Source organism: Streptomyces sp. CLCI03, from assembly GCF_053615355.1.
This window is the reverse complement of the sequence record NZ_CM132132.1, coordinates 8,224,157-8,239,238: the sequence shown is the minus strand read 5'-3', so window position 1 is coordinate 8,239,238 and position 15,082 is coordinate 8,224,157. Positions and strand designations below refer to the sequence as shown.

Sequence of the window (15,082 nt, the reverse complement as noted above, 5' to 3'; positions counted from 1 at the left end):
TCAGCCGCCGGTCTTCACGGTCAGCTCGCGGGAGAACGCGCCCCACGTGCCGTCGCCGAGCCGCGCCCGGATCTTCACGGTGTACGTCGTGCCGGGGTGGGAGCCGACGAGCACCTCGCGCGAACCCTTGGTCGTCGGCACCGGCAACACCGGGTCGCCGGTGCCCCACATGAAGGTCTGGGCGGGCTTGCCGTTCAGGTGGACCTGGTAGGTGGTGATCTGGCCGACGCCCTGGGGGACGGACCAGGCGAGGTTCAGGTAGTGCTGGGTGACGCCGCCGTCCTGCTTCGTCGCGGTGGTGGCGGCGAAGTCGCCGGGGGCTGCCTTGCCGCTGGTGCCGTCGGGGACCGCGGTGGTCGTCACCTGGGCTTCGCGGGTCGGGTCGGACTCCTTGCCGGAGGCGTCGACGGCGGTGACCTTGAAACGGTAGGCGGTGCTCGCGGTCAGGCCGGAGACGGTGGCCGAGGTGGCCTTGGCGTCCGCCTCCTGGACCTTCGCGCCGTTGCGGTAGATCCGGTAGCCGGTGACGGCGACGTCGTCGGTCGCCGCGCGCCAGCGCAGGGAGGCCTGGTACGGGCCGGAGGCCGTCGCCTCCAGGTCGGCGGGGATGATCGGCTTCGCCTTGTCCTGGCCGGGCGCGGCGAGGGTGGTGAGCACGATGTCCTTGCTGAAGCCGGTGGTGCGGCCGTCGGCGCGGACCGCGCGGACCTTGAACGTGTATCGGGTGGCGGGGGTCAGGCGCTCGATGTCCGCCATCGTGTCCTTGGCGGTCTTGACCTGCTTGCCGTTCTGGAAGACCTCGTAGCGCACGACCTCGGCGCCGCCGGCGGGCGGCTTCCACATCAGGTGCACGGCGGTGTCGTCCTTGACGAAGGATCCGCTGTCGGCGGGGACGGCCGTATTCGTGCCGGTGTCGCTCCCGTTGCCCGACGCGCCGTTCACCTTGCATCCGGTGATCTTGGGTATGCCCTTGCCGTCGGGGTTGATCCCCACCTTGACGGCCCGGTTGCCCTTGGCCGCCACGTCGGCGCGGTCGGCGATGGGCTTGATGGTGACGTGCTTGCCGGTCTGGCGGAGTTCGTACGCCCAGGGGTTGTCGAGAGTGACCTGCCCCTGCGACACGTCGAACTCGGCGGTCCAGTCCCGTACGGGCCGGTCCACCTTGTTGGCCAGGGAGACCTCGCCGGACGCCCACCAGACGGTGGCCTGGTCCGCGACGCGGCAGGAGGCGCTGAGGCCGCCCTCATCCTCTCCCGCGTTGGCTGCAACGGGTACGACGACGGAGCAGACTCCGACGACTACGGCCACGCAGGCCAGGGCAATTCGCTTTCGGGACATCAGAAACCTCTTGGTAAAGCCGATCCGCCGGTGCAGCGGCGGCATCGAATGTGCCTCGGTCAACACCCGTGACCCTAAGCGCGGTTTGCGGCCGGAACGGGCCGATGAGGGCCTACGGGCTGCCTGTTATCCGTCCCTTAAGGTCCGGCTAGGACGCCCTTGATCCCCTACCCGCGACCTCCGACCCTGCGGACACTGAAGATCACGCTCCGTTGCCGGCGGCGGGTGCTGCGCCTGGAAGACGGCCGAGCCCGGGTCGTGCGGCACTTCTCCGGGCTACCGAGGTCGTCGAGTCTCCGTCCTGTTCAGCCGGAGGAGGTGTCGAGCCAGCGGCGCACCTGCGTGCTCAGCGGCAGCTCGTTCGGGCTGTCCATCGCCCCCTGGGCAATCCATTCGGCGAACCGGCGCAGGACTCGCGACCGATGCGGCGCTGTCAACACCGAGGTGCTGAGCGAGTGTTGCCACGTCGTCGCGAAGCACAGCACGTTCCCGTCCGGCGAAAGCATGCGGAACTCGGGGCGCAACGGCGCGCTGCCGAGCAGCCCGGCCGCGCCCTTGCCCATGATGTCCCAGTCGTCCTGCAACTCGACGCAGCATCACCGGACGGGGCCGCCCTCGCGGGGCGGCCGCTGGGCGTCCAGCACGCTTCGACGCTCCGCAACGACCTTCAGGGCAAGGTGAAGAGGACCTTGTCGCCGTCCGACGAGGGGTCCGCCCGCTTGAGCGTTGCCCTGACGCTCGCGCCGAGTCGCAGTCTCTGGCCGTTGGTCGAGGCGACCTTGGCCAGCACCGCGGGGTCGGCCAGGAACACCTTGCCCTCAAGGGGATCGTTCCACTCCGCGTCGGTGTCGATGACCGCGGCGTCGAACACCTCGCCCACGCGGTGCATGAGCACCGCGGCCTCGGCCAGGTCCACGGTCTGCCGGTCCGCGACACCCGCCTTCCCCCGTGCCATGTCGCACGGCAGGCAGTACATGGCGTCGAGCACCCACTTCGGCGGGGGTTCGTCCGCGCACGCTGCCACGCACAGGTCACCGGTGTACCGGTCGGCCAGGCGGCGCAGCGGAGCCGTGCAGTGGGTGTACGGGGCCGCGATCGTCGCGTGCATCGTGTGCCGGGGCGTCCCGAAGTCGCGGAAGACGGTGTACTCCGCCTTGAGCATCGTGGTGGTGGCCTCGGTGAGGAAGGCCATGTGCTTCTGATTCCTCGGGTCGAGGGTGCGGACCAGCGCGGCGTACGAGACACCGGTCCCCCAGTCGATGCCCAGGCACTTGGCGATGTCGTGCAGGCGCCTGACCACGTGCTGGTCGGCCTGCTCCTTCTGGGTACGCAGGATCCCCGTACCGCTGTCGATCATGATCCGGGCCGCGGCCATTCCGGTCATGAGGGAGAGTTGCTCGTTCCAGCCCTCCACCGGCAGCGTCGCCGCGTAGCTCAGCCGGAACGATCCGTCGTCGAGGGTGACCTCCTGGTCCGGCAGGTTCACCGAGATGCCCCCGCGCGTGACCTCGACGCTCTCCCGCAGCATGCCGATCTCGCGCAGCAGTGCGACGGACTCCTCGGCCGTACCGTCCTCGATGGCCTGCTGGACGCCCTGGTAACTGAGCTTGGCCCGGCTGCGGACCATGGCGCGGCTCACCGAGGATGTGGTCACGTTGCCCTGGGCGTCGAGGTCGTGCTGCCAGAGGAGGGCCGGGCGGACCTTGTCCGGCAGCAGGCTGGCCGCGTCCTCGGAGAGGACGGGCGGGTAAAGGGGCACCTTGAGGTCGGGGAAGTAGAGGCTCTCGATCCGGTCGTGCGCCTCGGCGTCCAGGGGGCCGCCGGGCTTGACGAACGCGGCCACGTCGGCGATGGCGTAGTACACGCGGAAGCCGCCGCCGGGCCGCCGCTCCAGGTGCATGGCCTGGTCGAGGTCCTTGGAGGTCGGTGGGTCGATGGTGAAGAACGGCAGGTGGGTGGCGTCCTTGTGGTGCGGGTGCGACTGGGCCGCTGCCTTGTCGGCCGCTTTGAGTACGCGCTTGGGGAAGGCCAAGGGGACCTTCAGCTCCGCACGGAGCTCCACCAGCGCGGAACGCAGGGTGTCCAGGGCCTCGTCGGACATGTGCATCGGGCGGCGTCGCATGCCCCGAGCGTAAGGCGGTGGTCACGGACCGGCACGGCGAGCGGGTCGTGGTCGGCATGCCGGGGCAGGGTCAGATGCCACCGCGAGGCTGAGGCGTCACGGGTTCGAGCCGCAGCCGCCGGGTCGGCCAGGGCGGGGGCTGGGACGGGCCGAACCAGACCCGGACGTCCTCCCCGGTGCGGACGGGCAGGAGGGGGTAGTCGTTCTCGGCGTGCTCGGTGCGGTGCAGCGCATGGCCCGGGCCCAGGTGCCGGGCGGCGTACGAGTCGAAGGCGGCGGCGTCGGACGGATGACAGACGGTCGCGACCACCTCGCGGAGGCCCGGCTCCGGTGTGAAGCCCGGGCCGCGCAGCAGCAGGACGTCGTCGCTGTCGATCATGGTGGCGTTGGCCGCGTCGCGGTGCTGTCGCCAGAGTGGGCCGCTGTAGAAGGCCTCCAGCGAGTGCCGGCGGCGCGTCATGTCGGGGAACGAGCGCAGCCAGACGAAGCGGTCCGGGTCGTCCAGGTCGCGGAACCGGCCGCCGACGGTGATGCCGACGGACCGCTGGCCGGTCACGAACTCGCGCTCGAACAACTCGATCAGCGTCTCGCGGGCTCCGGGGTGGAGCGTGTACTGCCGGAGTTCGACGATGCTCATGCGCCGGCGCTCCCGGTGCGGGTGAGGTCCATGGTCCGGTTGGGCTCCCAGGTGCGGCCGTCGTCGCAGGAGCCGTGCAGGAAGTCGAAGTCGTCCATGCGCCGGAGGCTAGGGGCACTCTCCTGACATCCGGTGTCAGTGGATACTGAGCGGCATGCGCGCGAGCCGACTGGTCACCCTGCTTCTCCTGCTGCAGAACCGGGGGCGGATGACGGCCCAGCAGCTGGCCGAGGAACTGGAGGTCTCCGTCCGCACGGTCTACCGGGACGTCGAGGCGCTCGGCGCCGCCGGCATCCCGCTGTACGGCGCGGCGGGGCACGCGGGCGGCTACCGGCTGGTCGACGGCTACCGGACCCGGCTCACCGGACTCACCCCGGACGAGGCGCAGGCGGCGTTCCTCGCCGCGCTCCCCGGCGCCGCCGCCGGGCTCGGCCTCGGCGAGGCGCTCGCCACCGCCCAGCTCAAGCTGCGGGCCGCCCTTCCGGCCGAGCTGCGCGAGGACGCCGGTCGGATCCAGAAGTGCTTCCTGCTCGACGCCCCCGGTTGGTACGGCGACGCCGACCGTACGCCTCACCTGGCCTCGGTCGCCGCTGCGGTATGGGCGCGACGGGCGGTGGTCCTGACGTACCGGCGTTGGCGGGCGCCGGAGGAGATCGAGCGCAGGGTGGAGCCGTACGGGCTCGTGCTCAAGGCGGGCCGCTGGTACTCGGTCGCGGGCGGGCCGTCCGGGATCCGCACCTACCGGGTCGACCAGATCCTCGCGGTCCGGCCGTTGGAGGAGGAGTTCGTCGTTCCGGACGGGTTCGATCTGGCCGAGCACTGGAACAGTCATCTGGCCGACTTCCGTGCCCGGCTGCACACCGGTGAAGCCCTGGTGCGGCTCACCCCGGAAGGTGCCCGTCGCCTCGGTGTGACGTCCACGGGGGACGGATGGACTCAGGCCCGGGTGCCCATCGAGTCGATCGCCCACGCCCACGGAGAGTTCCTGCGCCTGGGCGCCGACGTCGAGGTCGTGGCCCCTGTCGAACTGCGTGACCTCATCGCGGCGACCGCACGGACCCTGGTGTCCCGCTACGAGAGTCGAACCTGAGCGCGGGGTCTCCCGGACGTGGAAGCTCTCGCCGTTCGAGCGGAGCAGGTCGCCGAGGAGCTCCCCAGGCTGCGCCGCACGTCAGCCCTGGCCCGGGCTCGGGTGCAGCAGCAGCGGCCTCGCCGGCCGGGCGGCGCGGAAACGGGTGGACGGGGTGCCTCGGCGTGATCGAGGATGGCCGGCATGACGACTTGAAGAGCACCGGCCGGGCGGCAGCATTGGCGCAAGGTCTCGACCTGGGACACGGTTCCCGACGGGGACCGGCGGGTCTGCGCCGCTTGCGGGACGCCCGTCCGCTCGTACCAGTACCGCTACCACCCGCCCGAGTCCGCCCTGTTCGAGCGGTGCGTCGGTTTCGCCTGGTGCTCGGGGTGCCGGATCTATTCGGGGAACATGGTGTACGTCCACCGCAGGCGCGTCCTCGTCGATGCGCTCGCTTCGCTCCCCCTCGAACAGCGTGAACGCATCGCCCGTTCGGAAACACGGTTGATCGAGTTCCTGGACCGCCGCAGCCGAGAAGGAGGGTGACCGGTGCCGCAGGGCGCCGCGAAATTCGCAGGTGGCAGCGGTGGTGGGTCTCGTACTGTGCTGCGATGTCGACTGTACGAGTGATGACCGAAGCCGATGTCACGGCTGTCTCGGAGGTTCGGGTGACCGGCTGGAAGGCCGCGTACGCCGGGATCGTGCCCCAGTCCTACCTCGATCGCATGACGGTCGAAGCAGATGCGCACCGGCGCCGGCAGTACGTCACCGGACCCGACAAGGTCACGACCGATCTGGTGGCGGTGGACGCCCGGGGTGGGGTGGTGGGCTGGGCGTGCCTCGGACCCTCCTCCACGGCCGTGGGTGAGCTCTACGCTCTGTACGTTCAGCCCTCCCTCATCGGCACCGGCATCGGTCGCTCGCTCCTGCGGGCTGCGCACGGCGTTGCGCGGGCCCAGGGTGTCGGCTCGGTCCTGCTGTGGGTGCTCGCCGACAACGCGCGGGCGCGCCGGTTCTACGAACGGGCCGGCTACGCCGCTGACGGCGCCGTCCAGGCAGACGACTACGACGGGGTGTCCGTCACCGAGGTTCGTTACCGCCTCACGCTGTAGCGAGGCTCCCCGTGGGGCTCCGTACCGTGGCCCGAGGGGGTGAGCGGCCCGGTCGCAGGGGTGCGGCGGCGCCGGCCGGATTGCGGCTGGACAGTGGGCAGGAGCCACCGGAGCATGGCGCGCAGGTGCGTGGCCTCTCCAGCGGAAGGACCGTCAGGATGAGCGTGGACGACGGGAAATCAGGCGGCCGGCGGCCCTGGCAACGGCCGCCCGCGAACGGCAACCCAGGACCGGTGGGACCAGGAGGCCCCGGTGCGCCGGGAGGACTCCCCCACGAGCCGATTCCCCCCGGCGCGCGGATGCCGGACGCTGTGCGGAACCTGCGTGTGCTGATGATGGTCCTGGGCGGCGGGCAGGCCCTCCTCGGAGTCGCTCTGGTGACCAACAGCGTGGTCGTCGCCACCTCCGTCTGGGGCGACGGTGACGCGTCCACCCCGTGTTGCACCACGCCGGGCGAGGATCACGCCGGGATGGTCGTGTTCGCCGGCTTGATCTTCCTCGCGATCTCCGCGTGGGGTGTCACCTCCGCCCTCAAGTTCCCCACGCGCCGCCGGAACCTGCGCGTGTCCGCCTTCGCCTACGGGTGGACGGCCCTGCCCTTCAGCTGGGCGTTCTTCCAGGTGATCCCCCTGCTGGGCTTCGCCTGGCTGGTGCCGGCGGTCCTGGCGATCGTCCGCCCCAACCAGCCGGAAAGCCGTGCCTGGTTCAACCATCGACCTTCGTGACACGGGGAGGTGGCGCGACGGCGTGGGAGACGCCACGGGGCCGCGGGACGGGCCCACCGCCCCGCCGCCAGGCACCCGCTTGTCCCACACGGGAGGTGTGAGATCCGCTCCGGCCGGTTATTCGAGGGGAGGTCTAACGATATTCCTGGGCAAAGGAGCAGAAGTGGCGCATCCACTGCGGGAGACCCGCTCCGGCGTCGGGCTGCATGTGAACGGCCGGCGGTACGAGCTCGACGTGGACCACCGGGTCACCCTCCTGGACCTGCTGCGGGAGCACCTCGGCCTGACCGGCGCGAAGAAGGGCTGTGACCACGGCCAGTGCGGCGCCTGCACCGTCCTGGTCGGCGGCCGGCGCGCCAACAGCTGCCTGCTGCTCGCCGTCGCCCACGACGGCGCCCGGGTCACCACCGTGGAGGGGCTGGGCGGTGACGGTACGGGCGGTCTGCACCCGCTGCAGGAGGCCTTCGTCGAACGGGACGCCTTCCAGTGCGGCTACTGCACGCCCGGCCAGCTCTGCTCGGCCGCCGGCCTGCTCGCCGAGGCGGCCGCCGACCCCGGTGCCACGGACCTCAGCCGCTCCGGGATCGCGGAGGCGATGAGCGGCAACCTGTGCCGCTGTGGCGCGTACCCCCGCATCGTGGACGCCGTACGGGACGTGGCCGCCCTCTCGCGGACCGACGCCCCGGACCAGGTGCCCGGTGACGGGAGGGTGGTCGCGTGAAGCCGTTCGCGTACGTACGGGCCACCGGCCTCGCCGAGGCCGTCGCCGCCCACGGCGCGCGGGCCGGCTCGCGCTACCTCGGCGGCGGCACCAACCTCGTGGACCTCATGAAGCTCGGGGTCGAAGCCCCCGACCTGCTCGTCGACCTCGCCGACCTGCCGCTCGGCTCCGTCGCGGAGACCGCGGACGGCGGCCTGCGGATCGGCTCCGGGGTGCGGGGCAGCGACGTCGCGCTCCACCCCCTCGTCCGCGCCCGCTACCCGCTGCTGTCCGAGGCGCTCCTGGCCGGCGCCTCGGCCCAGCTGCGCAATGTCGCCACCACCGGCGGCAACCTGCTCCAGCGCACCCGCTGCCCCTACTTCCAGGACGTGACCAAGCCCTGCAACAAGCGGGAGCCCGGCACCGGGTGCGGTGCCCGCGACGGAGTCCACCGGGACCACGCCGTCCTCGGCCACTCCCCGCAGTGCGTCGCCACCCACCCGTCCGACATGGCCGTGGCACTCGTCGCGCTCGACGCTGCCGTCGAACTCCAGGGCCCCGACGGCGCCCGCACGGTGCCCGCGACGGCGTTCCACCGGCTGCCGGGCGACCACCCCGAGCGGGACACCGTCATCGAGCCCGGCGAGATCGTCACGGCTGTCACGCTCCCGCCGGACCGCGCCGGCCTCCCGTCGCGCTACCGCAAGGCCCGCGACCGCGCCTCGTACGCCTTCGCGCTCGTCTCCGTCGCCGCCGTGCTCGACATCTCCGGAGGACGCGTCCGTCATGTGGCGATCGCCTTCGGCGGGCTCGCCCACCGGCCATGGCGCGCCACCGTCGCCGAGGAAGGACTGCTGGGCGCCGCCCCCACCGAGAGCGCCGTACGGGAGGCCGTGCAGGCCGAGCTCGAAGCGGCGGAGCCGCTGCGCGACAACGCGTTCAAGGTCCCGCTCGCCCGCAATCTCGCCTGCGAGGTGCTCGCCTCCCTCTCCGGGAGTCCCCTCTCCCCCGGCTCCCGCTCCTGACTCCTCCCTCCGCCCCACCCCCGATCGCGAGGACCCGCCATGGACTCCAGCCCCGCCGCCCCGGCGCCCTCCGTCGGCAGCCCGACCACCCGTCTGGAGGGCCGGGAGAAGGTCATGGGCAAGGCCCGCTACGCAGCCGAGTACGCCCTGCCGGAGCGGGCGTACGCGTGGCCGGTACCCGCCTCCGTGGCCCGTGGACGCGTCACCGCCGTCGACACCGCCGGCGCGCTCGCTCTGCCCGGCGTCCTCTGCGTCCTCACGCCGTACGACGCGCCCCGGCTGGGCCCCTGCGACGATCCCACCCTGCGCGTGCTCCAGGACCCCGAAGTGCCCCACCGCGGCTGGTTCGTGGCCCTGGCCGTGGCCGAGAGCCTCGAAGCCGCCCGGGCCGCGGCCGCGGCCGTCCACGTCCGCTACGACGTCGAGCCCCACGACGCCGTGCTGCACACCGGTCACCCGGCCGCCTACACCCCCGAACAGGTCAACGGCGGCTATCCGGCGCACCGCGAGAAGGGTGACGTGGCCGCCGCGTTCGCCGCCGCGCCGGTCCGGGTGGACTGCGCGTACGCCGTGCCGCCGCTGCACAACCACCCCATGGAGCCGCACGCCGCCACAGCCCACTGGGACACCGACGCCGACACCCTCACCGTGTACGACTCCAGCCAGGGGTCCGGGCTCGTACGCTCCACACTGGCCTCCCTCTTCGGACTGCCCGCCGATCGCGTCACGGTGGTCTCCGAACACGTCGGCGGTGCCTTCGGGTGCAAGGGCACCCCCCGCCCCCACGTCGTCCTCGCCGTCATGGCCGCACGGCACACCGGCCGGCCCGTCACCCTCGCCCTGCCCCGGCGTCACCTCGCGGCCGTCGTCGGCCACCGCGCGCCCACCGTGCACCGCGTGCGGCTGGGCGCCCGTACGGACGGCACGCTCACCGCCCTCACCCACGAGGTCACCACCCACACCTCCCGGGTCCGGGAGTTCGTCGAACAGGCCGCCGTCCCCGCCCGCGTCATGTACGACGCGCCCGCCCTCCTCACCACCCACCGCGTCGTGCCCCTCGACGTGCCCACGCCCTCCTGGATGCGGGCACCGGGCGAGAGCCCCGGCATGTACGCCCTGGAGTCGGCCATGGACGAGCTGGCCTGCGCCCTCGGCATCGACCCGGTCGAGCTGCGCGTCCGCAACGAACCCGGTGCGGAACCCGACAGCGGCCGCCCGTTCAGCAGCCGCCATCTGGTGGAATGCCTGCGGGAGGGGGCCGCCCGGTTCGACTGGGCCGCGCACCGCACGCCCCGCCGGGACGGCCCGCTGCTGATCGGCACCGGAGTCGCCGCCGCCACCTACCCGGTGTACGTCGCCCCCTCCTCGGCGCGGGCGCACGCCCTCCCCGACGGTACGTACCTCGTGCAGACCAACGCCACCGACCTCGGCACCGGCGCCCGCACCGTCCTGGCGCAGATCGCCGCCGACGCGCTGCGGGTCACCCTGGACCGGGTGACGGTGGAGATCGGGCATTCCTCGCTGCCGCAGGGCTCGGTGGCCGGCGGCTCGGCCGGTACGGCGTCCTGGGGCTGGGCGGTCCACGACGCCTGCACGAGCCTGGTCGCCCTGCTCGCCCGCCGCTCCGGCCCGATCCCGGAGGCCGGAGTGTCCGTCCCCGCCGATACGACGGCCTCCGCCAAGCAGAAGTCCCCGTACGCCCGGCACGCGTTCGGCGCCCACTTCGCGGAGGTGCAGGCCGACACCGTCACGGGCGAGGTCCGGGTCCGCAGGCTCCTGGGCGTCTTCGCCGCGGGCCGCATCCTGAACCCGCTCACCGCCCGCTCCCAGTTCGTCGGCGGCATGGTGATGGGGCTGGGCATGGCCCTCACCGAACACAGCACCATGGACCCGGCTTTCGGGGACTTCACCGAGAACGACCTCGCCTCCTACCACGTCCCCGCCCACGCCGACGTGCCCGACATCGAGGCGCACTGGCTGGACGAGCACGACAAGCACCTCAACCCGACGGGCGGCAAGGGCATCGGCGAGATCGGCATCGTCGGCACGGCGGCGGCCATCGGCAACGCCTTCCACCACGCGACCGGCTGTCGGATCCGCACGCTCCCCCTCACCCCGGACCGCGTCCTGGCGGCCCTCGGCTGACGACCGGCACACGCCCCGGCAGGTGGCTTCGCCCTGGCCGGATCCGTTCGCCTTCGCCGGACCCACGTCGCCCCAGATGCTGGTACGGGTTCGAGCAGGGCGTGCCTTCTGTCGGAGTCGCGACTCACGAGGGGGCGAACCGATGGCGGTCGACAGCGGACCCGGGCACGGACCCGATCGAAAGGGCGCCGGCCGCACACTGCGACGGGCCTCGGTGGCCGCCGGCGTGGCGGTGGCCACGCTCCCGGTCTCCGACTTCCGGCCGACCTGTTCGGCAGGCCGACTGTCCGGTGTTGTGGCTGATCTGCACGGCCTTCGCCTTCGTGGACCCCGGCTGCACGCCGAAGGCTTCTGGCAGTTGGCGGGTGCCGCCGCACTCATGTGGGCGGTCGACCGGCCCGCAGGCCCACAGCCATGCGGATCACGCACAGCCGGCCTGCGACATATGCGCTTGTCGCAGCGCTTGCCGTGCACCAATCTGACGCTCATGACCTCACCGCACCCCATCTCCGACCACAGCCCCACCGACATCGCCGTTGCCGCCACGGCCCCCGCCGTGCGCGACGCCGTCCTCGTACCGCTCCACGCCTACATCCGCGGACACGCCACCGGCGACCCCGCCCACTTCCGGGACGCGTTCCTGCCCTCGGCCCATATCGAAGGGATCCGGGACGGCGCGTTCGTCTCGTGGCCCCTCGACGCATACTGCGCGCTGTTCCGGGGCCGGCCGGCCCCCGACGAACCGACCCGGTCGCGTCGTATCGACGCCGTCGATGTCCACGGCACCGTCGCGACCGCGACCATGACGCTCTCGCACGGCTCGGACACGTTCACCGACATCTTCCTGCTGGTCCGCGTCGGAGACGGCTGGCGCATCGCCAACAAGGCCTATCACCGGCATTCCTGAAGGAACGATCCTTTGCGGGGCCTCCCGAGTGACGGGGGGCGGCGCCCGGCCCGGCATACCGTCATGCGGCGGTCCGCTTCACCACCATGTGCCCGTGATCCCATCCCACTTGATCGGTGCGCTTTCCGCCCTCGCCCTGCTCGCGCCCGCCTCCGCGTACGCGGCCTCCGCTCCCGCCGTGGCTCCGGCCCCCGGCCCCGACCGGCCGGGGGAGTTCTTCGCCGACCTCCCCAAGGGTGGTGATCTGCACAACCACCTGTCCGGAGCGGTCACCACCGAGTTCCTGATCGAACTCGCCGCCGGGGACGGCCTGTGCATCACCACCGACACCACCACGGCGGTGCCCCCGCCGTGCGGCGCCGGAACCCGACCCGCCGCCGACGCGGTCACCGACGCGGCCTTCCGCCGGCAGGTCATCCAGGCCTGGTCGATGCAGGACTTCCCGGCGGACGGCAACGGCCACGACCACTTCTTCGCGACCTTCGGCAAGTTCGGCGAGGTGACCTGGCGTCACCCCGGCCGGATGCTCGCGGAGGTCGCCAACTCCGCCGCTCGGCAGCACCAGTTCTACCTGGAGACGATGATCTCCCCGGCCTCCGGTCAGGCCCGCGCGCTCGCCGACCGGGTCGGCTACGACGCCGATCTCGACCGCATGCACGACGAGCTCCTCGCCGACGGAGGCCTGGACGCGGTCGTCCGCCAGGCCCGCACCGACGCCGACAGCACCGACGTCGAGTTCCGTGGCGCCGCGCACTGTGACACCCCGCGGCCCGACGAGTCGTGCTCCCTGCCGTACCGGTGGATCTCCCAGGTCGCCCGCGCCGGCACCCCGGAACGAGTGTTCACGCAGATGGCGCTCGGGATGCGGCTGGCCGAGCGTGACCCGCGCTTCGTCGCCGTCAACCTGGTCCAGCCCGAGGACGACCCGGTCGCGCTGCGCGACTACCGCCTGCACATGCGGATGCTGAACTACCTGAAGACCCAATACCCGAAGGCGCACATCACCCTCCACGCGGGCGAGCTCGTGCCCGGCCTGGTCAAGCCCGAGGACCTCACCTTCCACATCAGGGAGGCCACCCAGACAGGTCGCGCGGAGCGGATCGGGCACGGCGTGTCCGTCCTGCACGAGGACCGCTGGGAGTCGCTCATGCGCTACATGGCCGAGCGGCGCATCGCGGTCGAGGTGCCCTTCCACAGCAACGAGCAGATCCTGCGCGTCTCCGGCGACGCGCACCCCTTCGCCACCTACCGCCGCCACGGCGTGCCGGTCGTCCTCGCCACCGACGACCCGGGCGTGTCGCGGATCGAGATCACCGACGAGTACCGCCGTGCCGCGGAGATGTACGGACTCGGCTACCCGGAGCTGAGGGACCTGGCCCGGGCCTCCCTGGAGCACTCGTTCCTGCCGGGCCGTGGACTGTGGAACCGTGACCTGCGTACCGGCTACCGTCCGACCGGGGCTTGTGCCCGCGACGTCCAGGGTGCCGAGCACCCGAGCGAGCGGTGTGCCCGGTTCCTGAAGGCCAGCCCGAAGGCGCAGGTCGAGTGGCGGCAGGAGGCGGCCTTCCGGCGCTTCGAGGTCCACCACGCCCGCGCCACCCGTCCCGGCTCGCACTGATCCCGGAACGCATGCGCACCCGGTCCGCGCTCCTCAGGGGCGCGGGCCGGTCCGCACGACACGGGCGATCAGGTCGTGGATCAAGAATTCTCCGGGGAGCCGGTTCTCCTTGAGGCGGTCGAGGTCCTCGGGACCGAACCATCCGTAGGCGGAGTGTTTGCTCCACTCCAGCGAAGGGTGGTCCAGGTCGCCCTCGACCTCGACGAGGAAGTCGGCCTCGTGACGGAGTCCGTCGCTGTCGTCCCCGGTCCAGGTCGTGGTGCCGAGGAAGCACCGTACGTGGCGCAGGCGCCAGCCGGTCTCCTCCTCGACCTCGCGCGCGAGGGCCTCCAGCAGGGTTTCCCCGGCCTCGACATGGCCGCCCACGATGTCCCAACTGTCGGGGAAGAGGCGGCGGTGCGGGCTCCTCTTCTGGGCGAAGGCCTGGCCGTCGTCGTCGAGGATGACGGCGCCGACGGTCCACAGCTCGCCGGGGGCGGGTACGGGCAGCTCGACGTCGGGGTCCACGCCGAACCGTTGGTGAGGTGTCGTCATGGTCTGCAGCCTAGGCGGGTGTCGCGCAATCCCCCGCAGGGATGACACCGACCTGTTCGAGCGAGTTTCGGCGTCGGTGGGCGCGGGCCCGCAAGGGCTCCACCTCGCGCGAGAACATTCGTTCGCACCCTGCTCCCGGTCCGGCCGTGACGATCCCGATTTCCGGTCCGTTCTTCAGGGCACTTGTACGGGCGTCCCGTCGCGACCGTCCTTCCGGAGGAGCCTTCGATGACCGCATCCGTCGAACCGCACGGCACCGCCGCACTGTTGGTCGACTCGCGGGGCCGGTACCTGTTGCACCTGCGCGACGCCAACAAACGCATCTGCGATCCGGGCACGTGGTCGATCCCGGGTGGAGGCCGGGAGGGCGAGGAGACCGCGGCGCAGGCGGTTCAGCGGGAACTCCTCGAAGAGACCGGTCTGACGGTGCCGTTGGAACCCTTCGCCGTCGTCGACTGCCAGGGGCCGGCGGCGGAGCCGGACGGACCGGACGAGCAGGGCCGCATCCAGGTGTACCTGGGGTTCTGGGACGGGGACGCCGACGAACTCCCGTGTCCCGAAGGCATCATGTTCCGTCACTTCGACGTGGCCACGATCCCCTTCCTGACGATGTGCGCGTGGACGAAGGAGGTCATCGACCTCCACCGGGCCCGAGGCCTCGCCCCGGCAGGCGTTCCGGCCCGGGCCCGGCCCGGCGGCGGCCGAGCACGCCGGAACATCGTCGGCGTGCACCTCTACCTCGAACGGAACGGGCAGGTCCTGCTCGGGCTGCGCCACCCGGACTCCGCCTTCGCCGCCTCCACCCACCATTTCCTCGCCGGACACTGCGAGCAGGAATCCGCCGTCACCTGCCTGGTGCGGGAAGCGGCGGAGGAGGCCGGTCTGGTCATCGACCCGGGCGACGTGGACCTGGTCCACGTCGTGCACCAGGTGAACGAACCGGGCGGCCGGCCCCGTATGCAGCTCGTCTTCCGTGCCCGGCGGTGGCAGGGCACACCCGAGGTCCGCGAGCCCGACCGCTGCCTGTCCTGGGGCTGGTGGCCGGCCGACGACCTTCCCGAACCCGTCGTCCCCTACACCCGGGCCGCGATCGACGGTATCCGGGCCGGCCGCCTCTACACCGAGCTCGGCTGGGCCTGAGTCACCC

Annotated in this window: 13 protein-coding genes and 1 pseudogene; 9 read left to right on the top strand and 5 right to left on the bottom strand. The window is 72.0% G+C overall.

Annotated features, from left to right (window positions below):
* The 4 genes from ACWG52_RS38085 to ACWG52_RS38070 form a co-directional block, all read right to left on the bottom strand.
* Positions 1-1,308 (bottom strand): fibronectin type III domain-containing protein, encoded by a 1,308-nt coding sequence (locus ACWG52_RS38085; RefSeq protein ID WP_453127301.1) that lies wholly within the window; start codon positions 1,306-1,308, stop codon positions 1-3.
* A gap of 335 nt (positions 1,309-1,643) precedes the next feature.
* Positions 1,644-1,922: a hypothetical protein gene (locus ACWG52_RS38080; RefSeq protein ID WP_389806167.1), complete on the bottom strand. Its 279-nt coding sequence runs from the start codon at positions 1,920-1,922 to the stop codon at positions 1,644-1,646.
* A gap of 83 nt (positions 1,923-2,005) precedes the next feature.
* Positions 2,006-3,460: an RNB domain-containing ribonuclease gene (locus ACWG52_RS38075; protein WP_453127299.1), complete on the bottom strand. Its 1,455-nt coding sequence runs from the start codon at positions 3,458-3,460 to the stop codon at positions 2,006-2,008.
* 70 nt (positions 3,461-3,530) lie between these two features.
* Positions 3,531-4,097, bottom strand: coding sequence for an NIPSNAP family protein (locus ACWG52_RS38070; RefSeq protein WP_389806170.1), 567 nt, complete (start codon positions 4,095-4,097; stop codon positions 3,531-3,533).
* Between the two features lie 154 nt (positions 4,098-4,251).
* Between ACWG52_RS38070 and ACWG52_RS38065 the strand changes: the two genes are divergently transcribed.
* From ACWG52_RS38065 to ACWG52_RS38030, 8 genes and pseudogenes are all read left to right on the top strand, one after another.
* A complete protein-coding gene (locus tag ACWG52_RS38065) occupies positions 4,252-5,187 on the top strand; it encodes a helix-turn-helix transcriptional regulator (RefSeq protein ID WP_453127297.1) in 936 nt (311 codons plus the stop codon).
* A 593-nt stretch (positions 5,188-5,780) separates the two neighbouring features.
* A complete protein-coding gene (locus tag ACWG52_RS38060) occupies positions 5,781-6,281 on the top strand; it encodes a GNAT family N-acetyltransferase (RefSeq protein WP_389806173.1) in 501 nt (166 codons plus the stop codon).
* A 311-nt stretch (positions 6,282-6,592) separates the two neighbouring features.
* A complete protein-coding gene (locus ACWG52_RS38055; protein WP_389806175.1) occupies positions 6,593-7,006 on the top strand; it encodes a hypothetical protein in 414 nt (137 codons plus the stop codon).
* A 163-nt stretch (positions 7,007-7,169) separates the two neighbouring features.
* Positions 7,170-7,727, top strand: a complete 558-nt coding sequence (locus tag ACWG52_RS38050; protein ID WP_389806177.1) for a (2Fe-2S)-binding protein — start codon at positions 7,170-7,172, stop codon at positions 7,725-7,727.
* Complete coding sequence (locus ACWG52_RS38045; RefSeq protein WP_390168632.1) at positions 7,724-8,731, top strand: FAD binding domain-containing protein; 1,008 nt, start codon at positions 7,724-7,726, stop codon at positions 8,729-8,731. Before ACWG52_RS38050 ends, ACWG52_RS38045 begins: the two co-directional genes overlap by 4 nt.
* Before the next feature lie 39 nt (positions 8,732-8,770).
* Complete coding sequence (locus ACWG52_RS38040; protein ID WP_389806181.1) at positions 8,771-10,876, top strand: xanthine dehydrogenase family protein molybdopterin-binding subunit; 2,106 nt, start codon at positions 8,771-8,773, stop codon at positions 10,874-10,876.
* 523 nt (positions 10,877-11,399) lie between these two features.
* Positions 11,400-11,783: pseudogene (locus ACWG52_RS38035) on the top strand (nuclear transport factor 2 family protein); the annotation flags it as partial.
* 94 nt (positions 11,784-11,877) lie between these two features.
* The gene (locus tag ACWG52_RS38030) at positions 11,878-13,401 is read left to right on the top strand and encodes an adenosine deaminase family protein (protein ID WP_453127293.1); all 1,524 of its coding nucleotides are present in this window, start codon (positions 11,878-11,880) and stop codon (positions 13,399-13,401) included.
* A gap of 33 nt (positions 13,402-13,434) precedes the next feature.
* Here the strand turns inward: ACWG52_RS38030 and ACWG52_RS38025 are convergent, their stop codons facing one another.
* Positions 13,435-13,935, bottom strand: a complete 501-nt coding sequence (locus ACWG52_RS38025; protein WP_389806184.1) for an NUDIX hydrolase — start codon at positions 13,933-13,935, stop codon at positions 13,435-13,437.
* A gap of 228 nt (positions 13,936-14,163) precedes the next feature.
* On the opposite strand from ACWG52_RS38025, the gene ACWG52_RS38020 reads away from it, so the two are divergent.
* Positions 14,164-15,075, top strand: a complete 912-nt coding sequence (locus tag ACWG52_RS38020; RefSeq protein ID WP_389806185.1) for an NUDIX hydrolase — start codon at positions 14,164-14,166, stop codon at positions 15,073-15,075.
* The last annotated feature ends 7 nt before the right edge of the window (positions 15,076-15,082 follow it).